General features: G+C 57.1%; 20 protein-coding genes. 14 read left to right on the top strand and 6 right to left on the bottom strand.

Annotated elements, in window-relative coordinates; translation table 11 throughout:
* Positions 1 to 38: 38 nt before the first annotated feature.
* A complete protein-coding gene (locus FHT86_RS27525) occupies positions 39 to 989 on the top strand; it encodes a substrate-binding domain-containing protein (protein WP_133710029.1) in 951 nt (316 codons plus the stop codon).
* 60 nt (positions 990 to 1,049) lie between these two features.
* The gene (locus tag FHT86_RS27520) at positions 1,050 to 1,643 is read left to right on the top strand and encodes a DJ-1/PfpI family protein (protein WP_133710030.1); all 594 of its coding nucleotides are present in this window, start codon (positions 1,050 to 1,052) and stop codon (positions 1,641 to 1,643) included.
* A gap of 561 nt (positions 1,644 to 2,204) precedes the next feature.
* On the opposite strand, the gene pdxA is transcribed toward FHT86_RS27520, so the two are convergent.
* On the bottom strand, positions 2,205 to 3,254 hold the full coding sequence (gene pdxA / locus FHT86_RS27515) for a 4-hydroxythreonine-4-phosphate dehydrogenase PdxA (protein ID WP_133710031.1): 1,050 nt from the start codon (positions 3,252 to 3,254) through the stop codon (positions 2,205 to 2,207).
* Positions 3,255 to 3,491: 237 nt separating this feature from the next.
* On the opposite strand from pdxA, the gene FHT86_RS27510 reads away from it, so the two are divergent.
* The 7 genes from FHT86_RS27510 (at position 3,492) to FHT86_RS27480 (ending at position 11,038) form a co-directional block, all read left to right on the top strand.
* Complete coding sequence (locus FHT86_RS27510) at positions 3,492 to 4,607, top strand: substrate-binding domain-containing protein (RefSeq protein WP_166656933.1); 1,116 nt, start codon at positions 3,492 to 3,494, stop codon at positions 4,605 to 4,607.
* 36 nt (positions 4,608 to 4,643) lie between these two features.
* Positions 4,644 to 6,161 (top strand): sugar ABC transporter ATP-binding protein, encoded by a 1,518-nt coding sequence (locus FHT86_RS27505; protein WP_133710033.1) that lies wholly within the window; start codon positions 4,644 to 4,646, stop codon positions 6,159 to 6,161.
* Positions 6,158 to 7,123, top strand: coding sequence for an ABC transporter permease (locus tag FHT86_RS27500; protein ID WP_133710034.1), 966 nt, complete (start codon positions 6,158 to 6,160; stop codon positions 7,121 to 7,123). The genes FHT86_RS27505 and FHT86_RS27500 overlap by 4 nt, the downstream gene beginning before the upstream one ends.
* Positions 7,123 to 8,103 (top strand): ABC transporter permease, encoded by a 981-nt coding sequence (locus tag FHT86_RS27495; RefSeq protein WP_246779688.1) that lies wholly within the window; start codon positions 7,123 to 7,125, stop codon positions 8,101 to 8,103. Before FHT86_RS27500 ends, FHT86_RS27495 begins: the two co-directional genes overlap by 1 nt.
* A 52-nt stretch (positions 8,104 to 8,155) precedes the next feature.
* Positions 8,156 to 8,911: a DeoR/GlpR family DNA-binding transcription regulator gene (locus FHT86_RS27490; protein WP_246779687.1), complete on the top strand. Its 756-nt coding sequence runs from the start codon at positions 8,156 to 8,158 to the stop codon at positions 8,909 to 8,911.
* A 10-nt stretch (positions 8,912 to 8,921) separates the two neighbouring features.
* Positions 8,922 to 10,013: a four-carbon acid sugar kinase family protein gene (locus FHT86_RS27485; RefSeq protein WP_133710036.1), complete on the top strand. Its 1,092-nt coding sequence runs from the start codon at positions 8,922 to 8,924 to the stop codon at positions 10,011 to 10,013.
* 107 nt (positions 10,014 to 10,120) lie between these two features.
* Positions 10,121 to 11,038 carry an SMP-30/gluconolactonase/LRE family protein gene (locus tag FHT86_RS27480; protein ID WP_133710037.1) on the top strand — a complete coding sequence of 306 codons (918 nt, stop codon included), beginning with the start codon at positions 10,121 to 10,123 and terminating at the stop codon, positions 11,036 to 11,038.
* Positions 11,039 to 11,263: 225 nt separating this feature from the next.
* Here the strand turns inward: FHT86_RS27480 and FHT86_RS27475 are convergent, their stop codons facing one another.
* Positions 11,264 to 11,770, bottom strand: coding sequence for an NUDIX domain-containing protein (locus FHT86_RS27475; RefSeq protein WP_133710038.1), 507 nt, complete (start codon positions 11,768 to 11,770; stop codon positions 11,264 to 11,266).
* Positions 11,771 to 11,986: 216 nt separating this feature from the next.
* Between FHT86_RS27475 and FHT86_RS27470 the strand changes: the two genes are divergently transcribed.
* From FHT86_RS27470 to FHT86_RS27460, 3 genes are all read left to right on the top strand, one after another.
* Positions 11,987 to 12,289, top strand: coding sequence for a pentapeptide repeat-containing protein (locus FHT86_RS27470; RefSeq protein ID WP_133710039.1), 303 nt, complete (start codon positions 11,987 to 11,989; stop codon positions 12,287 to 12,289).
* A gap of 131 nt (positions 12,290 to 12,420) precedes the next feature.
* Positions 12,421 to 13,347: a hypothetical protein gene (locus tag FHT86_RS27465; protein ID WP_133710040.1), complete on the top strand. Its 927-nt coding sequence runs from the start codon at positions 12,421 to 12,423 to the stop codon at positions 13,345 to 13,347.
* Positions 13,344 to 13,772 carry an OsmC family protein gene (locus FHT86_RS27460; RefSeq protein WP_133710041.1) on the top strand — a complete coding sequence of 143 codons (429 nt, stop codon included), beginning with the start codon at positions 13,344 to 13,346 and terminating at the stop codon, positions 13,770 to 13,772. Before FHT86_RS27465 ends, FHT86_RS27460 begins: the two co-directional genes overlap by 4 nt.
* Positions 13,773 to 14,021: 249 nt before the next feature.
* On the opposite strand, the gene FHT86_RS27455 is transcribed toward FHT86_RS27460, so the two are convergent.
* The 4 genes from FHT86_RS27455 to FHT86_RS27440 form a co-directional block, all read right to left on the bottom strand.
* Positions 14,022 to 15,578: a DHA2 family efflux MFS transporter permease subunit gene (locus FHT86_RS27455; RefSeq protein WP_133710042.1), complete on the bottom strand. Its 1,557-nt coding sequence runs from the start codon at positions 15,576 to 15,578 to the stop codon at positions 14,022 to 14,024.
* Positions 15,579 to 15,915: 337 nt separating this feature from the next.
* Entirely contained in the window at positions 15,916 to 16,260 is a 345-nt protein-coding gene (locus tag FHT86_RS27450) for a hypothetical protein (RefSeq protein WP_133710044.1), read from the bottom strand.
* Positions 16,261 to 16,315: 55 nt separating this feature from the next.
* Positions 16,316 to 18,757 carry an arylsulfatase gene (locus FHT86_RS27445; RefSeq protein WP_133710045.1) on the bottom strand — a complete coding sequence of 814 codons (2,442 nt, stop codon included), beginning with the start codon at positions 18,755 to 18,757 and terminating at the stop codon, positions 16,316 to 16,318.
* Between the two features lie 233 nt (positions 18,758 to 18,990).
* On the bottom strand, positions 18,991 to 19,677 hold the full coding sequence (locus FHT86_RS27440) for an iron-containing redox enzyme family protein (RefSeq protein ID WP_133710046.1): 687 nt from the start codon (positions 19,675 to 19,677) through the stop codon (positions 18,991 to 18,993).
* 233 nt (positions 19,678 to 19,910) lie between these two features.
* On the opposite strand from FHT86_RS27440, the gene FHT86_RS27435 reads away from it, so the two are divergent.
* Both FHT86_RS27435 and FHT86_RS27430 read left to right on the top strand, forming a co-directional pair.
* The gene (locus FHT86_RS27435; RefSeq protein WP_133710047.1) at positions 19,911 to 20,114 is read left to right on the top strand and encodes a hypothetical protein; all 204 of its coding nucleotides are present in this window, start codon (positions 19,911 to 19,913) and stop codon (positions 20,112 to 20,114) included.
* A gap of 4 nt (positions 20,115 to 20,118) precedes the next feature.
* Positions 20,119 to 21,339, top strand: coding sequence for a YcaO-like family protein (locus FHT86_RS27430; RefSeq protein WP_312862541.1), 1,221 nt, complete (start codon positions 20,119 to 20,121; stop codon positions 21,337 to 21,339).
* Positions 21,340 to 21,349: the final 10 nt, after the last annotated feature.

Here is a 21,349-nt window from a genome sequence, read left to right as displayed (position 1 = left end):
GCCAATTCTCAGTCGGTCCATTTTCTTGGGAGGAATGAATGTTAGGTAAGAAGTGGATAGTGGCGGCCGCTCTTGGCTCGCTGCTGACGGCGGGGCATGCCCTGGCCGCAGACAAAAAGGTAATCGCGGTCTCTATCCCTGCGGCTGACCACGGCTGGACGGCAGGGGTCGTTTACCACGCGCAAACCGCAGCCAAAGAGATCAACGCAGCATTTCCGGACGTCAACGTGATTGTTAAGACGTCGCCATCTGCAAGTGAACAGGTCTCGGCCATCGAGGATCTTTCCGCTTCAAGCAAGATCGATGCGCTGGTCATCCTGCCTTATTCTTCCGAGGAGCTGACCGAACCGGTCAAGGCTATCAAGGATAAAGGCACGTTCGTCACTGTGGTCGACCGCGGACTGACGGATCCGACGATTCAAAGTCTTTATGTCGCCGGCGACAATATCGCCGTCGGTAAGAACACCGCGAAATACATGATCGATAAGCTTGGCGGCAAAGGCGACGTGGTCGTGCTGCGTGGTATTCCGACCGTGATCGATGATGAACGCATCAAAGGCTTCCAGGATGCCATCAAGGATACCGGCATCAAGGTGCTGGACATCCAATACGCCCACTGGAACAGCGACGAGGCGTTCAAGCTGATGCAGGACTATCTGGCGAAATATCCGCACATCGACGCTGTTTGGGCCAACGACGATGATATGTTGCTCGGCGTTTTGGAAGCAGTCAAAGAATCTGGACGTAAGGATATCAAGCTTGCACTTGGCGGCAATGGCATGAAGGATATCGTCAAGAAGGTGATCGACGGTGACGCGATGACTCCGGTTGAAACGCCCTATCCGCCATCGATGATCAAGACCGCCATCTACATGACAGTCGCAAATCTCGTCGGCCAGGCACCCGTGCGCGGAACCGTAAAGCTCGACGCCCCTTTGATCACCCAAGCGAACGCCAAGGAATATTACTTCCCGGATTCCCCATTCTGAACAGCACATAGTCGGGGCGGCAATCGCCGCCCCATCGCCTGAAGTCAAGAGGAGTAGACCATGCCAGGCAAGAAGATACTGATGTTGACCGGTGAGTTCACCGAGGAATATGAAATTTTCGTTTACCAGCAGGCTATGGAGGCTGTCGGACATACGGTTCACGTCATCTGCCCGGACAAGAAAGCCGGAGATTTGATCAAGACCTCGCTCCATGATTTCGAGGGCGATCAGACCTACACCGAAAAACTCGGCCATTTCTTTACGATCAACAAGACGTTCTCGGAAGCGGAAACGCAGCTTGAACAATACGACGCTGTCTATTGCGCCGGCGGTCGCGGTCCGGAATATATCCGCACCGACAAGCGCATCCAGGCGATCGTTCGGCATTTCCACGAGAAGCAAAAACCGATCTTCACCATCTGCCACGGCGTGCAGATTCTCATCGCGGTCGAAGGTGTGGTGCGCGGTAAAAAGGTGGGTGCCCTTGGTGCCTGCGAGCCGGAAGTCACGTTGGCGGGCGGGACCTATATCGACCTGTCGCCAACAGAAGCCTATGTTGACGGTACGATGGTTTCTGCCAAGGGCTGGACCGCACTTGCTGCTTTCATCCGGGAGTGCTTGAAAGTACTCGGAACGGAGATACGCCACAACTGATGACCAGGGCTGGCGCTGAGCGCCAGCCCTTTTGGTCACTCTTTGAACGATATTGAGACGTTCATCCACCCCTAAATTCATAAGCCGGGTTTGGGCATCTGCGACAGCGGCCAACTGCCGGTGGCAGTGCCGCGATAAATCGTCCTATTCAGACCATCTGTTGTTCTCCGCCGCGGGCTGCAAGTGTGGCGGCACTGTTTTCTTCGACCTTTCACGACAGCTGATCTGTCCTCGGCCTTGACGTCACCGAGTTGAATGACCGCGATCGTCGCCGTCTTTCCGGCAGGCGATGTCGATTGGTCCCGGGTTATCAATCTCTGGATCGAGCAGTTCAATACGAGGGGCGAGATCGCAACGCTTTTCGAGGAGTGGTTCGGTTGGCCACCACCTCGGCGACGAGATAGGCGGTCTAAATCCAGTTTCGTCTGGGCGGGTTGACGTCAAGGTCCGATCGGCTGGTGGGAAGCGAAGTCGAGACGACCAAAATCGCAATTTTATGCCCTCCACATCAAGGCAGGGCTAAAGGCGACTTGTGAGAGGTCGGCGCAGCCGGTCCAAAATTCAACCCGACACAGATACATCCCTTCGCGCTTCCGTGAGCGTTACGGCCAATTCGATGGCCTCAATCAGGCTCGTCTCGCTGGCAATGCCCTGTCCGGCGATATCGAAGGCAGTACCATGATCAACCGAGGTGCGGATTATAGGCAAACCAAGCGTCACATTGACGCCGCTCAGTGCCTCCCAGCGTCCGGTTGCCCCGTCGACAGAAAACCCGAGCAGCTTCACCGGGATGTGACCCTGATCATGGTACATGGCGACGACGGCATCGAACTGGCCCGCGCGCAGCTTCACGAATACTGTATCACCCGGCACCGGTCCTTCCACGTCGAAACCACTTTCTCGCAGCTTCTGAACCGCCGGCGCTACCACGTCAATGTCCTGCCGACCGAAGAGTCCCCCTTCTCCGGCATGGGGATTGAGCGCCGCGACGGCGATGCGCCTGCGTGCAAGGCCAAGTGAGCGAAGGGCCTCATCCGTGAGGGTCACGACACGGCCGAGCCGTTCGGGCGTAACGCGCTTTGGGACGTCCTCCAGCGCAACGTGAGTAGTGACATGGCTTACCCGAACGTTGCCGTGAGCCAGCAACATGACGCTGTCCTTTGCGCCGGTCAGGTCCGCCAACAATTCTGTATGGCCGCTATATTGATAGCCGGCAAGATTGAGCGCCTCCTTGCTGATCGGCCCCGTACAGATCGCATCGGCCGCCCCACCGAGCGCCATTTTCACAGCAGTTGCGATCGCATCGTAGGCAATCTGGCCACCTTCTGCCGTGGACCGCCCCATCGGCACATTTCCGGACCGAGGATCGACGTCGATGAAGGTCAGACCTCGTATGCGATCTGTCGCCGCATCCGGTTCGATCGATTCTACCCGATCCGCAAGACCGAGCGAGGCAAGGCTGCGCCGATGCGCGGCCCGCGACCCCACCAAGGCAAGCGACAATTCGCCTGCCTCGATCCGGGGCCACAAAAAATCCGCCGCTTTCGCCATGATTTCCGGTCCGATTCCAGCTGGATCCCCAGAGGTGATCGCGATTCTTGGCTGCCTCACTAGTGCTCTCCATGTCCTGTTTTGATTTTCATAACGCAAGAAGCGCTCCAGAAAAAGCCAAAAAGTATCAATTCAATTTGAAAAATATCACATTGCATCAATTTTGGTCGCCAATCGCTGCACTGCACCACATTTTATCGATTGACACATTCCATAAAACGCCATTTTATTTCAAAAATGTTCCGGATTGCATCAGCGACGTGCCCGGACTGTGATTTTGTCGCGGGAGGAGTAGGCATGCTTAATCGATCGCGGATGATGAATTTTTTAACGGCTACCTCGCTGGCGCTCCTTGTTGCCGGCACGGCTAGCGCCGCCACCTACAGACCGGAGTGCTTCAGCCCAGCGTCGGATAACAAGAAGACGATCAAGTACCCGGCGAAGACTGGTCCTTACAAGATCGCTGTTGTAAACGGCTATGTCGGCAATGACTGGCGCATTACGTCCGTCCAATCGGCCAAAGCCTGGGGCGCGCGACCTGACAACGCGAACCAGCTTTCCGATTTCAAAGTCATCTCTGTCGGCAACGATTCTGCAGCCCAGATCGCCGCGATCGACAACTACATTGCTGCTGGCTATGACGCCGTCATCATCAACGCGGTCAACCCGACGGCCTTCGATGCCGTCGTTAAGCGCGCGGAACGGGCGGGCACTGTTCTCGTCACTTTCGACAACGTGCTTGATTCCGACAAGATCGTACAAGTCAATGAGGACCAGTTCGAGCTCGGGCGGCTCAAAGCGCAGGCCGTCGTCGACGGTATCAAAGCGGCCAAAGGCGATGTAACAGGCCAGGTTTTGGAAATTTCCGGCCTCCCCGGCAACAGCGTCGATCGCGACAACCACGAAGGCATGCATTCGGTTCTCGATCAGTACAAGGGATTGAAGGTCGTTCAAGTGGTCGGGAATTGGGACGCGGGAACGGCCGAAAAGGGAACGGCGGACGCCATCGCGACCAATGGCAAGTTCGATGGTGTTCTGGTGCAGGAAGGCGCGATCGGCGCTCTACATGCGATGGAGGCAGCACATCATCCAATCGTGCCGATCGGCGTCGATGCCGGCAACGGTACGCGGCAGTTGGCGTTCAAGGACAAGTACCCGGGTATCACCGCAGCCCAGGCTCCGGCCATGGCTGCACTTGCTCTTGAGGCAGCAGTCGTCCTTCTCAAGGGAAATGAACTGCCACAGAAAGTTTTCCTGCCAATCCCGCATAAATCAAATGCCGATCTTGTCGAAGGCAAGGATTTCTTCCCGGACCTGCCCCCGAACTTCTACACGACGACTGGCTATCCCCAGTGCTTCCCAGTGTTCACCCCGCAGGAGCTTTTGGGGCAGAATTCCTCGGACAATGGCTAACGTCATGAAGGGGTCGCTGCGCAGGGCACGAGCGTCATGAGTGGAATGATCGAACTTTCTGGCGTATCGAAGAGTTACGGCGGCGTGCCCGCGTTGACCGATATATCGTTGAGGATCGAGCGCGGGATGGTTCATGCCATACTTGGCGAGAACGGTGCCGGAAAATCAACGTTGATGAAGCTTCTGGCAGGCGTTATTGCGCCTGACACAGGCACAATAACGATTGACGGCATTGCGCGGCGCTTCAGTTCGCCACGCGATGCCGGCGCTCTCGGCATTGTCTGCATGTTCCAAGAGTTGTCGCTCATGCCCCACCTGACGGTCGGCGACAATCTGATGCTCGGTGATGGCGGGCGCCCATTCGCCTGGATCGGGCGACATGCGCGCGACGCGGCTCGGCGTACCCTCGACAGTGTTGGTGGTACGCACATTGCGCTGGCACAACGGATCGCAGATCTGCCGCTGGCTGACCGCCAGTTGGTTGAAATTGCAAAGGCCATTCATCGACGCCCACGTGTGCTTATCCTTGACGAGGCGACCTCAGCGCTTACGGCCGAGCGCGTCGCAACCGTATTCGCTGTCATCCGCAGGCTGCGCGATGAGGGCACAGCAATCCTCTTCATCTCGCACCGCATGTACGAAATTGATGCTCTCGCCGACAAGGTATCGGTGTTTCGCAACGGCCGCCACATCGAGACATTCGCCGCTGGTTCTCGCAGTCGCGACGCCATGATCGGGCTGATGGTCGGACAACCGCTGAAGGAGCTTTTTCCGGAGCGGATTGCACCGCCCTCAGCGGAAATTTCACCCATATTGTCATGTCGTGGGCTCCGCTGGTCTTCCGTGCTCGATGGCATCGACCTTGATGTTCGTCCAGGTGAGATCATCGGCCTCGGCGGCCTTGATGGGCAAGGTCAACAGCATGTGATGCACGCTATTTTTGGGGTATTGCGCCGACTTGAGGGCACCGTTTCCCTCGACGGGAAAGCCCTTGGCGCCATGACGCCGGTTCGCGCCAAAGCACCGGGGACGGACATAGCGCTGGTGCCGGAGGATCGCAAAACGGAAGGACTGATCCTGGATATCTCGATTGCGGATAATTTACGACTGGCCTCCTTGGGCCGCAAGCCATTCGGCTTGCTTCAGGCTAGGACGCCTGCCGACGCGGCCATTGAGCGGCTGGTCGAGCGGTTGGCCTTGACCTATGGGCAGCTATCGGACCCGGTCAAGACATTATCCGGCGGCAACCAGCAGAAGGTCGTACTTGCAAAATGGCTGGCGCTTGGCCCGCGATGCCTGCTGCTGATGGATCCAACCCGCGGCATAGATGTCCGCACCAAGGCGCAGATCTATCGCCTCCTCCAGGACCTGGCAGCCGAAGGGCTGGCAATCGTCATCCAATCGACAGACTATGAGGAATTGATTCACTTGTGCCACCGTGTCCACGTTTTCTATCGCGGCCGGGTGTCGCGCGAAATGAGCTCGGACGAGGTCACGCCGGATGCCCTAATTGCAGCCGCGCTCAATGCCCACGCGGGAAGCTCCGCACAATGACAAAACGACTTTTACCCCGCTTTCCGCGTCTGGCATTCACGGCTGCTCTCCTTGCCGTGTTATTCGGCGTGTTCATAGCGATCCACCCACGCGGACTGTCGGTCTATGTTCTGACCATTTGGGCAAACCAGGGCACCCTGCTCGCACTCGCGGCGATTGCACAATTCTTCGTCATTCTTGTGCGCGGGATTGATTTGTCAGTAGGCTCGATGGTGGCGCTTGCCAATGTCTTAGCTTCCTATCTCGTTTCGGGGTCGCCGCTGCAGGTTGCAGGCGGTGTCGTCGCCGTTCTGGCCGTTGGTATCCTCTGTGGCCTCGTCAACGGTTCGGCGGTCGTGGTGGGACGGGTACCACCGATCGTCGCCACGCTCGCGCTTGGCAGCGTCTATTCGGGCGTCGCCCTCCTGTTGCGGCCGACGCCCGGTGGATCAATCGATGACACCTTGTCCGATCTCCTGACTTATGATCTGCACGGGATTCCCTCGTCATTGATCCTGCTCGGCGTTGCGCTCTTTGTCGTTATGCTGCCCCTTCGCGCAACACGCTTCGGGCTCAGCCTCTACGCGATAGGGTCTTCGCACGAGGCGTCCGTCATGACCGGAATCCGCACTCCTGCCGTGACGCTTGCTGCCTACGGCCTGAGCGGATTTTTCGCCGCTCTTGCCGGGCTCTACGTGAGCATGGTCACGCTAACGGGTGATCCCAATATCGGTCCGGCCTACACGTTGAATTCCATCGCCGCAGCAGTTATCGGCGGGGTGGCGTTGTCTGGCGGTGTCGGTTCGCCACTAGGAGCGGCGCTGGGGGCCTTCATCCTCAAGACAATTTCCAGCCTGATGTTTTTTTCGGGCCTGCCACCGCTCGCTCAGCCCTTCTTCGAGGGGGCGATTCTCGCAATCGCGATCATTGTCGGCGCGCTCGGCATATTGCGCGTACGATCCCGCCTGGAGCGCTATATCTGATGCCTGTTGAGACAACTTCCCAAATGCCCGCGACGAAAACTTTGCGGCCAAAGATCGAGCGGCCCGTCATATTGGTCTGTATTGCCTGCGTCGCGATTGTCCTTGGCGCGGGAGCAGTGTCACCCGGTATTCTGTCGGCCGGCTACTTGCTGCAACAATTGCAGATAGCCGCCATAGTCGGAATTTTGGCGACCGGTGCGATGCTGGTCATTCTCCTCGGCGAGATCGACCTGTCGATCCCGTTAACGGTAACCGGGACGGCAATTCTGTCAACGTCACTCGCCGGATCCGGCAACGCATTTCTTGAAAGCATCGCCATTCCCGCGGGGCTTGCGGCAGGCGTAGCGATCGGCACCATAAACGGGCTCGGTGTCGTGATCTTCCGGATACCCGCTATGGTCTGGACACTGGCCGTCAATGCGATGTTGCTCGGAATCACGGTCTTCTATACCGGAGGGTTCAAGCCCCACGGTGCGCCCCCTCCACTTGCGGTTTATATCGCTCATGGTCGCACCCTTGACATTCCTAACGCTTTCCTGTTGTGGGTTGTGGTCGGCGCCATTGTCCTGTTTCTCTTGCGTAAAACCGTGTTTGGAACCTATATTTATGCCTACGGGCAATCACAGCGCGCTTTGTTCATGGCAGGCGCGCCGGTTGAAGCGGTAACGATCGGCGTATTTGCCTTTGCGGGGCTAATGTCGAGCGCTGGGGCGTTGCTGCTCGTTGGTTATGCGAACCAAGCATATCAAGGAATGGGTGACAGTTACCTACTACCGGTCATCGCGGCAGTGGTGATTGGAGGGACTTCGATCCTCGGCGGCAGTGGCACCTATGCCGGCACGTTTTTTGGGGCAATTTTTATTACGCTCATGTCATCCGTCCTATCGCTGATGCAGGTGCAGGACGCCGTACGGCAGATGATCTTTGGCGCGATAATCCTGGCAATGCTCCTGATCAACCGCAATCGGCGAGCCAACTGATATGCCTTCCACCCGACGACCTGAGCTTATTCCCGCCCAGCGCCGAGCCTTGATGCTGGAACATATCCGCAAGCGCGGGGCTGCTTCCATACAGGAACTGGCTGAGGAGATCGGCATATCGATATCAACGGTGCGCCGCGATCTCGAGCATCTCGAGGAGCGTGGTTATCTAGAGCGCTCGCACGGGGGCGCCCTTATCCACAAACAAGTGCAATCGACCTTTGAGCCGGAAGCCGCGATCGCGGCCGAATTCGACCGATCACAAAAAGAGTTGATCGGACTTGCGGCCGCGGCCACGGTGCCTTCCGGAGCAAGCGTCATTTTCGATAGTAGTTCAACAGTTCTAGCAGCCGCCCGCGCCTGCGTGGAGCGCGGTATCGCGCTCACGGCTGTCACCAACGATCTCAGAATCGGACAGGCCCTTGCCACCAGCGCCAACATGCGGATTGTCATGCTGGGCGGGACGTTGCGGGCAGGATCACTGACTGCGGTGGGCGAGCCTGGTGAAAGCTTTCTAGGCAAACTCAATACGGACATTGCCTTCATTGGGACACATGCAATCAGCGGTACGAGCCTGACGGAGACTTCACTCGAAGCGGCCGCGATGAAGCAAGCAATGATTGCTGCCGCCCGTCGAGTCGTCCTTTTGGCAGACGCCTCAAAGTTCCGCGCCGCAGCCTTCTGCCGCATCTGCGAGATGCGAGACATTCACGAAATGATCACGGATGATCGCGCCGACCCTGCCGAAATCGAACGCCTGCGCGACCAGGGCGTTGTTGTGACCGTCGTTTCTTCCGGCAATCTGTGACGAGCCCCACATGAGCTGCCTCCGCCTCATAGCAGACGATTTGACCGGTGCGCTCGACAGCGCTGCACAATTCACCGGTGCGCTCGGACCGCTTCCGGTATTGACCAAACCGGGCGTCGCCCAGCCACCAGGCTCTTTTGTCCTCAACTTATCTTGCCGAGATGGCACTGCCGCAGAGGCAATTGCACTGTCACGCCGGACGGTGCCGTCTTTTCGCGGCGCCGACATCGCCTACAAGAAAATCGACAGTCTGTTGCGCGGCCACTGGGCTGCCGAGCTGGCGGCAATTTTAGCGACGGGAATTTTTGAGCGCGTCATATTGGCGCCAGCCTTCCCCGCCCAGGGTCGGTTTACGATCGATGGCATTCAAGTCATCGCCAAACCGGGCGGATTGTTCGAGCGCATCGATGATCCGATGGCGGCGCTCTCGTCCTATGGCATTGGGCGGGACGGCGAGCAGACGGATCGGACCGAGTTGATTTTAGCGGATGCAAGGTCCGATGCAGATCTCTCCAAAGTCGTGTCCCGCTTTCGGGATGCACCGTGCACTCTTTGGTGTGGCGCTGCCGGTCTTGCACAGGCACTTGCGGGCAAGCCGGCTGTACCGGTTAGGCGGGAAAGCACACCACATCTGGTTGTCATCGGATCGCATCATCCGGTGACGCTTGACCAGATCAATCGCTTCGCCGCATCATTTCCTGGATGTATCGTACGCTTCCGTTCAGACGGAGTTGCAGGCGCCGAAGCCATCCAAGAAGTTATGCGTGCACGGGGTACGTGCATTGCCATACCGGACATTCCCCTTGGCCAGTCACCATTGGATGCCGCGCTGCTCATCGACGATTGGATTGGCGCACTCACACGCCACCTTGCTGCTCCGGCCGTCCTGACCGTCGTCGGCGGCGAAACCTTTGCCTCGTGCTGCCGCCATCTCGACGCGGACACACTTTCAGTCGAGGGCGAGTGTGAGCCAGGCATTCCTGCCTCGCGCATGACCATTGGCCTCTGGCGGGGAACCCTATGTTTTTCGAAATCCGGAGCCTTCGGCAGCCCGGATTGGCTGCTGCACCATACGGGAGCCTCACGAACAGCATTGAATTGATGACAAGCCCTTCGACGCGGTTGCCTTTGCATGCGTGGTTTGAAGGGAATATTGCAGCCGAACCCAATATCTGCGCTTGGCGTTCAACAAAACGATGAGGTCTGAATATGGCAGAGCAAATCACCCAGCTTTATGACATCCGTGACGACCGCTTCCGTTTCCTTGTGTTCGAAACCGAAACACTTGTCGAGCACTACGCCGACTGTCGATGGGCCGAAGGGCCTGTCTGGTATCATGACCTCGGCTGCCTGATCTGGAGCGATATTCCCAATCAGCAACTGCTGCGCTGGCTGCCGGATGGGCATGTGAGCGTCTTTCGCTCGACCAATTTCGTTAACGGCAACACCCGCGACCGCCAGGGTCGGCTTGTTTCGTGCGAACACGGTGGCCGTCGCGTGATCCGTACCGAGGCGGATGGCTCCATCACCGTGATTGCCGATCGTTTCGAAGGGCGGCGCTTGAATTCCCCCAATGACGTTGTCGTAAAATCCGACGGCTCTGTCTGGTTCACCGATCCCACCTACGGGATCCAGTCCAATTACGAAGGCTACCGCGCCGAACCCGAACAGCCGACCCGCAATGTCTATCGTGTCGATCCGCAAACCGGAGCAGTGGCGAAGATGGCGGACGACTTCGTCATGCCGAACGGCCTTGCTTTCTCGCCCGGAGAAAGCAAGCTTTACGTCGCGGATTCCGGGGGCACCCATTATCGCGATGGCCCGAGGCATATCCGTGTCTTCGATGTTGCGGACGACGGCCGTCTGCTGGGTGGTGCAGTGCATTACGAAACGGACAATGGCGTACCCGACGGTTTTCGTGTCGACGGTGATGGCAATATCTGGACCAGCGCCGGCGACGGTGTGCATTGCGTCGCCTCGGATGGCACGCTGCTTGGCAAGGTTTTGATCCCGCAGACCGTATCCAACGTCACATTCGGCGGACCGCGACGCAACCAACTGTTCATCACGGCGACCAAGTCACTCTATTCGATTTTCGTGGGGGCAGTCGGTATACAGGCTCCGTAGCTATCAATGACAGGAAAGCCGGTCAGCGCGACAAGCTAATCCAGGATGCGCTTGCCGCTTCGGCTTTCCAAACCACCGCTCGACAATGACTGCCACCGCTCCGATCGTGTGGCCATACTGAACCGCAGCGACACTATCGGTAACCGACCGCAAATGTAGCAGCTCGGTTGCAATAGTTTTGATCGCATTTCCTATACGTTCCCGGCTTCGAGCCGACTGGACCAATTATGAGACCGCGTTGCGACGGACCAGGTGTTGGACGCCCGCTGGCATAGTTTCGATCAGGCTGCGCAGCGGCAGAGGCTTAAGGTCGAATTGATCGAGGACGGCCTTGTTTGGAAATGCCCAGCGGAATTCCAGGTCGGCGCTTCCGTCCCGGACGCGGTGCACGATGTCGGTCTCGTGGAAGGGCAGGGGTCTGGCAAGCTCGGCCTCATAGTAGAAGCCGACCTCGTGAACTCTTCGTCCCGCCAGTTCGAAAAAATTCTCGATAACGAAGCGCAAGGGACCCACTACGGCCGTGCAGCCGATCTCCTCTTCGATTTCGCGTGCGAGTGTTTCGGCTCCCGCCTCGTGAAACTCCACGCGCCCGCCCGGCAGGACCCAGAACGGGTCTCCGACGGCGCGATGAATGAGGATGTGCCCGTTAGACCGGATCAAACCACCGGCACGGAGCTGGAAGCGCGATTCTCCAGCGTCCATAACGACCATTGTTCGTGCGCCTTGTGTCATCGATTAATCTGCGTCTGCGAAACGAGAGAGAAATGAGATTTCAATGTTTATCATTCTCGCTCCTTGGTGGCCTTCCAAACAGCGCAATCACAATCATCGCGACGCTACCTTCGCAAAATCCCTGTATTATATACAGGATGCCATTGGTCGACCTCGCGACCAACAGGCTTGGACTGATGGCAAAATACTGATGAAAACAAGAACGTGAGGAAGCGAATGAAACTTCATCGGGCGACTGAACAGCTGGATGTCAATGATTCCGATTTGTCGGGTTCGATGTTCAACGACGCCAATCTTTCAAGCACCACATTTAATCAGATCAATTTTTCTGGAGCCAAGTTCAATGATAGCAACATGAGCGGATGGCATGTCAACGATGTGAACCTGTCAGGCTCGCGTTTTCAGAATATCAATTTGTCTGGGGTGGAGTTTTCGAAATGCCGACTTACCGGCGCAACGCTAGATGGTATTCCTTTGGAAGAGATGATCGAAGTTTATAGGAAGTCGCGGAACTCGTAGTTCAAAACAGCCAGCACGCGCGCCGGAGGTGAAAACCGGACGTCGACAAGGGTCATCTTTCACACCTTGTTGAGCGCAGCTGCCGCTTCCCGGTTCCCCACCGTCTTCTTGACGCCTAGGAGGATAATTGCATGTCTATAGTCAGCGAAAGTCAGGCGTTTATTAGCATCGGTGTATCCTGCCAAACCGCTCAGCAGCTGCAGCGGCACGCCGGGTTCCTTTCCTCACTCCTAAACGACCAACTGCTCGAACGGTCCGCATTCTTCAACTGGGTCTTTGTCAGCGCGTCAGATATCGCAAAAGTCGTCGAAAGGCTGCACTCCGGACCGATCATGCCCCATTCCCTCTATGTGCCCACGCATGCCCAGGAAGCCCTGCGGCTGGAGGATTTCAAACTTTGGTTTTGGCACGAGAAATTGAGCGATGCGGTCACCCAGGACGACGTGGAGAGAATTGCAAGTAAATACGAGCGTCTCCGTAATAGATTTCTGAAAATGCTTGAAAAACCCGTTCGATATATCGTCCTCAGCAATACGCAAAACAATATAGAAGACTTCTATCCCTATCAGACCCAAGGAATGAACATCTCTCTCGATGCGGATATTGTCTCTGAAATTGCCTGCGCGCCTTGGGCAACCAATCAGTATGGTCGCGCCGAAATGATCGCAGTGACCTATCCGCGCCGATGGACCGGCAGACCGCATCCGGATGTTTCGTATTTGGAAGAAGACGATACCGTTTGGGAAGGCAGCTTCGCACATTGGGACGAGGCGTTGCAACGGCATTTGATACCAGATCTCAAGCCAAATAAACGCTGGTCCCACGAGAATAGTCGCTCCGGTCGTGTCCACGTCGCGCCTCAGCGAGCAAATTGGGAGAATGAGGCGGGCAATCTTAGCCACCCGCCTTTTTATGGATGCGCACCAGTGCCGGCAGGTATTGATCGCTTTGCTTCCTTATCGCACGGTTTACAGGATGAGGCTCATCGAAAGGATGGCCGCGTCTCGAGCCGTGCCGCCTGCGCCCCCTTAAATCATCGAGAGGATAAACATCAATGAAACGGTTTGGATCTGCCGCGTGGAGCGGCAACTTACGCGACGGAAGCGGCTCGGTATCGACTGAGAGTGGTGCCTTGGACGACTTTATCTTCACATTCTTCAGTCGCTATGGCGATAAACCGGGCACCAATCCAGAGGAGCTGATCGGTGCAGCGCATGCGGCATGTTTTACCATGTCATTTGTCCGAATGCTGGGAACGGTTAATCTGGCGCCGGAACATTTGGATGCAAAATCTGTAGTCGAAATCGAAAAAGATGGAGAGGGTTTCAGCATCACCTCTGTCCACCTTTCGGTGTCCGCGCGGATTCCCGAAGCCGACGAGGCGACTTTTCAGGCCATTGCCCACAAGGCGAAAGCCTTTTGCCCCGTCTCGAAGCTCATGAACACCGAAATCGGTTTCGAGGCTACGCTGCTTCCGAAATGATGTCGCGGCCATTGCCGGCGTTCAAAACGTAGCGGCGGATCTTGGCCGAACACCATAGCGTTTTGTATTTCTGTGAGAAACAGGATCGCATATCAGCGTCCGAACCTCATGACGCGAAGCTGAGGAGCTTAACAGGCAATCTCGAACTGCTCCTTTACCACTTCGGAAATATGGCCTTGATAGCATCGCCGATCACCGAATGCGCGTTGGTTCCTGATCTCTACCGCGCGGCCGGGCAGTGCATGAAGATCAGGCATGGCCGTCCCGTTGATCGGGTATCCGTTTCGCAAAAGGCACGCATAAGAGTGCAAGTCCGGTTAACGTCGCGGTCGCCAGCCAAGCTTCGTTTATGGCCTGAACACTGGCTGCGGTTTGGACTAGAGGATCAAGTAGGGAACGGGTCGCGGCGTCGAACGGACCGGTATGTCCCGCAATCGCCTGCAACGGAGCGCCGACGAAGGCTGCCGTCTTCATGTCGCCGGCCTGGAGGCGATCCCAAATCCTTTCGCCGAGCGGATCGGACCGCGTGTAGACGATGGTGTCAATCAGAGCAATGCCAATTGCGCCGCCGAGATTGCGCATGAGGTTGAACAGACCGCTTGCGTCGGGAACGCGATCGGGAGAAAGCGATCCGAGGGCCAAGCGGGTCGGCGGCAGCAAACAGAACATGATGGCAGAGCCGCGGACGATCTGCGGCCAGAACATCGCGTCGAAGTCCGTGCGCGGATCCTGAAAAGCACTCATTCCGACGCCGATGGCAAAGACGAGGAAACCAGCGCCAGAGAGCACACGTGCGTCCATGCGCTTTTCAAGCGCGACTGCGATGGGGGCTGTCATGAGTTGTGCCACGCCAGTGACGATCATGGTCATACCTATTTCCAGAGCGTTATGACCTCGAATGAAAGCAAGGAATACCGGCATCAAATAAACCGAACCGAACAGGCCTATTCCAAGAACGAAGCTCAGCGTGGAACCGATCAGAAAGTTGCGGTCGCCGAAACTTCTGAGGTCGACGAGGGGGCGGCGTTTTCGCAGCGTCCTCCATGCGAAGGTGCTTGCCGAGAGCAAACATATCACGAGGAGACTGACGACATAGGCCGACGTCCAGCCACTCGTCGGAGCTTCTTTCAGACTAAGTTCCAGCGTCGTCAGCGCGCCCGCCAACAGGACCAGGGACGGGATGTCGATCTGGATCAGTTCTGACGGGTCCATAGGCTGCCTCGGCAAATATCGTGCCGCGACCAGGGCCGAGGCGAGGCCAGGCAACACGTTGATCAAGAACAGCCAGTGCCAGGAGTAGGCTTCGGTCAACCAGCCGCCAACAATAGGCCCGACCGTGGGCGCGAGAACGGCAAGAACGCCGGCGATTGTTGTCGCCAAGGGTTGTCGCTCATCCGGAAACAGAATGAAGACTGCGGCAAAGACCGACGGTATCAGCGTCCCGCCGGAGAAGCCTTGGAGCACGCGCCAGGCGACGAGTTGACCAAATCCGGTGCTGGACGCACAGCCGATGGACGCAGCAATGAACAGGACAATCGCAGCGACGAACAGCCACCGCATCGACAGAAGGCGGGTCATGAAGCCCGTCAGCGGGATCGCGACGATCTCGGCGATCAGATAGGCGGTCTGTATCCAGCTCATCTGGTCGGGATCGATGTTCAATGCAGACTGAATGGTGGGCAACGACGTTGCCACGACCTGTACGTCGAGGATTGCCATGAACATGCCGGTGCACATGGCAACAAAGCCGACCCAAGGCACGGCGGCGCGGGATTCGGGGCGCAGCGCTTGATACTCTTCAGACATGAAATGATCCCTGGGGTTTGCAAATTCTTCAGCTAACAGCTCAGCCCGCAAAATATTCGGATTATCGCTCACCTGTCACCGGCTCCCCTGGGCGCACTTTCCAGACCGACGTGCTCAGGATGCAAGGCGTGCGCATGATGCAGCAAGCGCAGGTCCAGGTCGATGAACAGTGCAATGAAGTTTCCCGTTTTGTGCATCGGTCGTCGCTTTAGTCGCCTGCTCGAAGCAGCCCGACCGCGAACTGTTGTGGCTTGGCAGCAACCAAAAGCGACCAGCTCGCCCTTCGGCCAAACACGGTGATCCAACAGGAGGTAAGGAACTGCCAAGAAGACATGAACTAGGTGGTGTTAGATTTCGGACGACTGCGCCAGAGCAGGACCGACAGGGCCGCATGAAGTCCGACCGCCGGCCACAGGAGGATGCCGCTGAAGCCACCCCATAATCCGAGGTAGGCAAGATAGAACGTCACGGTCACGCTGTAGATCAGCATAGCGAGGAGACCTGATTTCCAGCAGGCAATGCCCAATGCGATCAGGGCAATGCCCGCAACCCGCGCCGTCGGAATCGCCGCGCCCGTCAGCCCCTCGCCGAGCAACACCTGCCCCACGAACGAAGGCACGACCGCGAGCGCGAGACCTGTGGCGATCTCCGCGAACGCAGCGACATCAAGCACGCGCATCATCGGTCCGCACCTCCGCTAACCGTCCTCGTCCGAGCTGTTGCCTTACCTGCTGACGCTAGGGGCCGGCTTTTGCCGGAGGCTCCAGTTGGAAGGTCAGCTTGTCGATCTTGCCCGTGAAACGGAAGGGTGTGTCGTAGCGATATTCCAGCAAGGCGACGCCCGTGCGGGTGTCAAGACCGACGTCGAAGGTCTCATCCTCCGGGAAGGTAACCGGGATGCCATGCTCGATAGTGTTCCTGGCGACCTCCTTGCCATCAACCGACAGAACGCCCGTGCCGCCCTTCCCGAGACCAGGCCCGTCCGACTTGAAGTCGAAGATGATCTGATGCTTGCCGGGTTCGAGCTCCGGCCCCTCCCACATCGTCCGCTTCAAGTCGAGGAGGTTGTAGAGAAACACGACCTTTCCCCGGCCGACACCGAAGTCTCCTTTGCTAAGGAAGAGACCGTAGCCGCCAAAGCGTCCTCCTTCGGTGACGATCATGCCTTCCGCGCCGCTCTCGGGTATCTCGACCTCGGCCGTGATCGTGTAGGACTTGTTCAAGGTGCTGGGTGCCGCACTGGCTGGCACGCCGCTCAATTCGCCTGAATAGGTGAATTCCGTCCGTCCCGCCGTCAGACTTGGCCGGGGGGTGTTCCAGCGCGCGAGCGTCGAGTTGTCGAGTGGCAGGACATTGTACTTTTTCGCTTCCGCGTAGAAGAGCTTCTGCATCTCCCCGAGCTTGTCGGGCATCTTGGCGGCGAGATCGGTGAACTGCGTCGGGTCTTCGTCGACGTTGTAGAGTTCCCAGTTGTAGCCCGTGATCACGTCGGGAGGCGTCTTGGTGCTGAGTTCCCACGGGAGTGTCGCCGGCGTCGTCGCTGCGATCCATCCGTCGTGATAGATCGCGCGATTGCCCAGCATCTCGAAATACTGGGTCTTGTGTTGCGTCGGGGCGTTGGCATTTGCCTTGTCCCATGTGTAGGCCATGCTGACGCCTTCGATCGGCTCCTGCTTAATACCGTCGATCGTCTCCGGTTGCGGGATGCCGGCTGCTTCCAGGATCGTTGGGACAATGTCGATGAAGTGGTGGAACTGCCTGCGGATACCGCCTGCGTCATTGATGTGGCCCGGCCAGGACATAACCATGCCTTGGGCCGTGCCGCCGAAATGCGACGGCACCTGCTTTACCCACTTGAAGGGCGTATCCATCGCCCAGGCCCAGGCGGCGGCATAGTGGGGGAATGTCCGCTCCGAGCCCCAGAACGGATACCAGAGGAACTGGTCCTTGACGGGAACAGCGACACCATTGAAGGTGGTGAATTCGTTCGGCGTGCCGTTGATCATGCCCTCGGCGCTCGCCCCGTTGTCGCCGCCAATGTAGATGATCAAGGTATCATCGAGCTCGCCCAGGTCCTCCACCGCCTGGATGACCCTTCCGATTTCGTTGTCGGCATAGGCAAGGTAGGCGCCATAAACATCCGCCTGCTTAATGAACAGTTTCTTATCCTCGAAACTGAGGGAATCCCATTGCGGCAATCCCTCGGGCCATGGCGTCAGCTTCGCGCTCTCGGGCATGATGCCGAGGCGCTGCTGATTGGCGAAGATTTTCTCACGCACCTTGTTCCAACCCTCGTCAAAGAGGTGCATGTCGCTGATCTTCTTGATCCATTCTGGCGTCGGGTGATGCGGCGCATGGGTGGCACCGGGCACGTAGTAGACGAGCCAAGGCTTGTCCGGCGCGATCTCATTGAGTTGCTTGATGTAGTGGATCGCTTCGTCGGCCATGGCCGTTTCCAGGTTCCAGCCGGGATTTCCTTCGAACGGATAGATGGCGGTGGTGTTCTGGAACAGGTTCGGTTGCCACTGGCTGGCATCGCCGCCGACGAAGCCATAGAAGTAGTCGAAGCCCATGCCCGTCGGCCACTGGTTGAACGGGCCCGCCTGACTCGATTGATAGGACGGCGTGTTGTGGTCCTTGCCGAACCACGACGTGGCATATCCGTTTTCCTTCAGGATCGTGCCGATCGTGCCCTTCTCAATCGGGATAATCGAATCGTAACCCGGATATCCGGTCGCGATTTCGCCGACGACCCCGAAGCCGACGGAGTGGTGATTGCGTCCCGTGATCAGCGCCGCACGGGACGGCGAGCACAGCGATGTGGAATGGAAGTTCGTGAAACGCAGTCCCTGGCTGGCGATGCGATCCATCGCCGGTGTCGGGATGACGCCGCCGAACGTGCTCGGCGCGCCGAACCCCTGGTCGTCGGTCATGATGAGCAGCACATTCGGAGCGCCTTTCGGCGGCACAACACGCGGTGCCCACCAGGGTTTCGATTCCGAGGCCTTCTCATTGATCACGCCGCCGAAAGGCGGACTTGGAGGCGGAAGTTGCTTTCCCGTGATTGTCGCGGTCGCTCCAGGTGCACCGGGTGTACTTGTGGCCTCCTGGGCCCAGGCCGAACTAAGGCCAAGCGCGAAGAAAGCAGCGCCTGCAAGCATGCTGCGGCCAATTGTCATGGCGAACACCCCTCTTGCCGATCGTTGAACCCCGATAAATTTAGAGATAACTAATATACGCAAATCGTAGCGTGCGGGAAAGGTAGGCTTTTGAAGCGCGGAAGTGCCGGGATGCAACAGCCCACGACTGGGTTCAAGCGCTTGCGCTTCCCCGAGCCCGCCATCGCTGAGGCCGTTGGCTTATGGCTCGGGACGATTTGCACGAGAGCGGACTCACCGATGCTCTCGCTATGCTAGCGCAGATAAAGTGGGCGTAAAGCGCGGACGCTTTCCGCCAGCGTGTTGCAGCTATGAACGACGCTTAAACCAACCATTTCAATATGCCACTGGTTTAATGGCAGCATATCAAACGTCTCATCGATCTCTTCGCTGTGGGTTGGATCAAGATCCCCGTGTATTCTCAACGTTCTAAAACAGGGCTCCGGCAGACCTGATCGATCTCGTATCTCATCGACCTTACTGTCTGCTGGCGGAAAAGCTTCAAGGACAGCAATATATCCGAGCAGCATCAGCGGGTGGTGATGCAGGGTCCAATAATATTGAGCGCCTACCAACCGTGCGACTTCGACAGAGGGTGTGACGGATAAAACCGCCTTAGGATCGCATCCGGCAGCCTTAAGATCGTCAAGGCCCCAGGTATCGTGATGCATTTCTTCAGTTACATGATGCCGATAATATTCCCCCAGCAACGGCGCAAGTTCATCGGCTCCCTTCAATTGGTCGCATCGTTCCGCTGCGCTTTGCATGAGGGGAACGGACGCTCGCATGATCTGATGAAGAAGGACCAAGAACGCAATGGTTATTTCCCGAACAGGATCTGTTCGCCAAAGATCATCAAAAGCCGCGTGAAGCGTTGGCAAGCAGAGTTCAACTCTTCCCCTCATCATACCACTATTCGATTGTCTTTTAAGCATACCCATGACGACACCCCTCTTGGTACGGATCAGGGATAATAAATCTAGGCGCATTTTGAGAACGGACCAGTTTAAAAACAGCTATCCAATCCGATAGCTCTTTCGAGCTATGCCATAATACTCGACAAATGCCCGTAAAAAACTCTATTGTTCTCAGCGCGCGGCGAGCGATTTGTCGCGATCATTGACAGCGATCTGGAAAGAGTTAGAAAATTTCTCCAGGCCCAAAGGAGGTCAGGATGCCAGATTTCCAGTCCAACTTTAAGAAGCTGAAAGATGCGAATGTGATCCCTGACGTACAGGAGGATATGCTCCCGAAGGCGGTGCACGATGTAATCGGAAACCTGTCCGATCAAGAAATCGGAGTTCTGGTGAACATCGGCCAAAAAACGGGGTCGCATATTTATCTTAACAAGGAACACTCTATCGTCTGCGGATTCTGAAATCGTGATTTCGCCTCATGTGCTCGACAGTTGGCCGCTCTATGACCGCTGTGATGAGGGGTATTGCGCTTCAAGAGAAGCCAAACGCGAGCTATCTCTCAACTCGGCGATCGGTAAAATTCCGATTACGCGTGTAACCGATATCACGTCACTCGACGTCTTGGGTATTCCCGTATTTGCTGCGGTGACCCCCTTGGCAAAAGACTTAACAACCCATCTAGGCAAGGGAACGAACAAGGAAACGGCTCGCATTGGTGCGCTAATGGAGGCGGTAGAGCGGGTATCCGCGGAGGAGTTCGAAAGCAAGCCTCGGATTGCCAGTTATGTCGAACTTGCCGTCTCGGATGCCCGTGTCGCAGATCCTTTGTCTTTCGACATTCCTCCCGAGACGACTTATCGCCCGGAATCGCTGTTCGAATGGGTCGAGGGCTGGGAACTGATGAACGCGCATCCGATCTGGATTTTAGCCGATCTGGCGCGATCCCCCGCAAAGGAAGGTATCCTCGGTCAGGTTGACACCAATGGCTTGGCTGCAGGGTTCACCCATGGTCAGGCTGTGCGAAACGCGATCCTGGAAATTGTTGAACGAGATTCTGTCAGCCAATGTCAGTTCTTCAAACAGTATGGGGATGAGGGGGACACCGGACCTATCGGCAGACGGATTGATCTCGAGTCGCTTCCTGCCAAACCCAAAGCGCTTGTCGAGCGCGCTAGAAACGCAAACCTAGAGCTCGTTCTGGAAGACCTAACCACTGATCTGGAGATCGCTGTGATCTCATGCACTTTGATCGATCCGTCCTTTTGTGGGACCAACGGTCCGATGCCACTGACGTTTGTCGGTTGGGGCGCGGACCTTGTTGCTGAGACTGCTGTCACCCATGCGATCTTAGAATCATACCAATCGCGGCTCGGAGTTATTCATGGCGCTCGTGACTCCTACAACCAGATACCACCCCACCCGCGGCGTACCGAGCGTAGGTTTCAAGATTCTTCGACCAGACATCACTTCTCCACGATTGCCAACACAAAGTTGCCAGACCTCGCAGCGGAAATCGATTTTATTCTCAAGAGGTTGAAGGGAGTTGGAGTTACACAGACGATAATAGTCGACATGACACGGAAGTCACTGGGCTTACCGGTTGTAAGAGTTCGCATCCCCGGCCTCTCGCTGTTTTCAATCGATCGCCATCGCATCGGCTGGCGAAGCGCAAGACACCTGTTGTAGCGATGGACGC

The sequence above is a fragment of the Rhizobium sp. BK313 genome (assembly GCF_014193655.1).
Classification (GTDB): Bacteria; Pseudomonadota; Alphaproteobacteria; order Rhizobiales; family Rhizobiaceae; genus Rhizobium.
This window is presented reverse-complemented; position numbering and strand designations above follow the sequence as displayed.

Excerpts from the sequence above, each read along its gene's own strand:
- FHT86_RS27505 (WP_133710033.1), top strand. The coding sequence starts at position 4,644 with ATGAGTGGAATGATCGAACTTTCTGGCGTATCGAAGAGTTACGGCGGC.
- FHT86_RS27500 (WP_133710034.1), top strand. The coding sequence starts at position 6,158 with ATGACAAAACGACTTTTACCCCGCTTTCCGCGTCTGGCATTCACGGCT.
- FHT86_RS27480 (WP_133710037.1), top strand. The coding sequence starts at position 10,121 with ATGGCAGAGCAAATCACCCAGCTTTATGACATCCGTGACGACCGCTTC.
- FHT86_RS27510 (WP_166656933.1), top strand. The coding sequence starts at position 3,492 with ATGCTTAATCGATCGCGGATGATGAATTTTTTAACGGCTACCTCGCTG.
- FHT86_RS27495 (WP_246779688.1), top strand. The coding sequence starts at position 7,123 with ATGCCTGTTGAGACAACTTCCCAAATGCCCGCGACGAAAACTTTGCGG.
- FHT86_RS27460 (WP_133710041.1), top strand. The coding sequence starts at position 13,344 with ATGAAACGGTTTGGATCTGCCGCGTGGAGCGGCAACTTACGCGACGGA.
- FHT86_RS27465 (WP_133710040.1), top strand. The coding sequence starts at position 12,421 with ATGTCTATAGTCAGCGAAAGTCAGGCGTTTATTAGCATCGGTGTATCC.
- FHT86_RS27485 (WP_133710036.1), top strand. The coding sequence starts at position 8,922 with ATGAGCTGCCTCCGCCTCATAGCAGACGATTTGACCGGTGCGCTCGAC.
- FHT86_RS27475 (WP_133710038.1), bottom strand. The coding sequence starts at position 11,770 with ATGACACAAGGCGCACGAACAATGGTCGTTATGGACGCTGGAGAATCG.
- FHT86_RS27520 (WP_133710030.1), top strand. The coding sequence starts at position 1,050 with ATGCCAGGCAAGAAGATACTGATGTTGACCGGTGAGTTCACCGAGGAA.
- FHT86_RS27440 (WP_133710046.1), bottom strand. The coding sequence starts at position 19,677 with ATGGGTATGCTTAAAAGACAATCGAATAGTGGTATGATGAGGGGAAGA.
- FHT86_RS27435 (WP_133710047.1), top strand. The coding sequence starts at position 19,911 with ATGCCAGATTTCCAGTCCAACTTTAAGAAGCTGAAAGATGCGAATGTG.
- FHT86_RS27525 (WP_133710029.1), top strand. The coding sequence starts at position 39 with ATGTTAGGTAAGAAGTGGATAGTGGCGGCCGCTCTTGGCTCGCTGCTG.
- FHT86_RS27450 (WP_133710044.1), bottom strand. The coding sequence starts at position 16,260 with ATGATGCGCGTGCTTGATGTCGCTGCGTTCGCGGAGATCGCCACAGGT.
- FHT86_RS27455 (WP_133710042.1), bottom strand. The coding sequence starts at position 15,578 with ATGTCTGAAGAGTATCAAGCGCTGCGCCCCGAATCCCGCGCCGCCGTG.
- FHT86_RS27470 (WP_133710039.1), top strand. The coding sequence starts at position 11,987 with ATGAAACTTCATCGGGCGACTGAACAGCTGGATGTCAATGATTCCGAT.
- FHT86_RS27445 (WP_133710045.1), bottom strand. The coding sequence starts at position 18,757 with ATGACAATTGGCCGCAGCATGCTTGCAGGCGCTGCTTTCTTCGCGCTT.
- FHT86_RS27490 (WP_246779687.1), top strand. The coding sequence starts at position 8,156 with ATGCTGGAACATATCCGCAAGCGCGGGGCTGCTTCCATACAGGAACTG.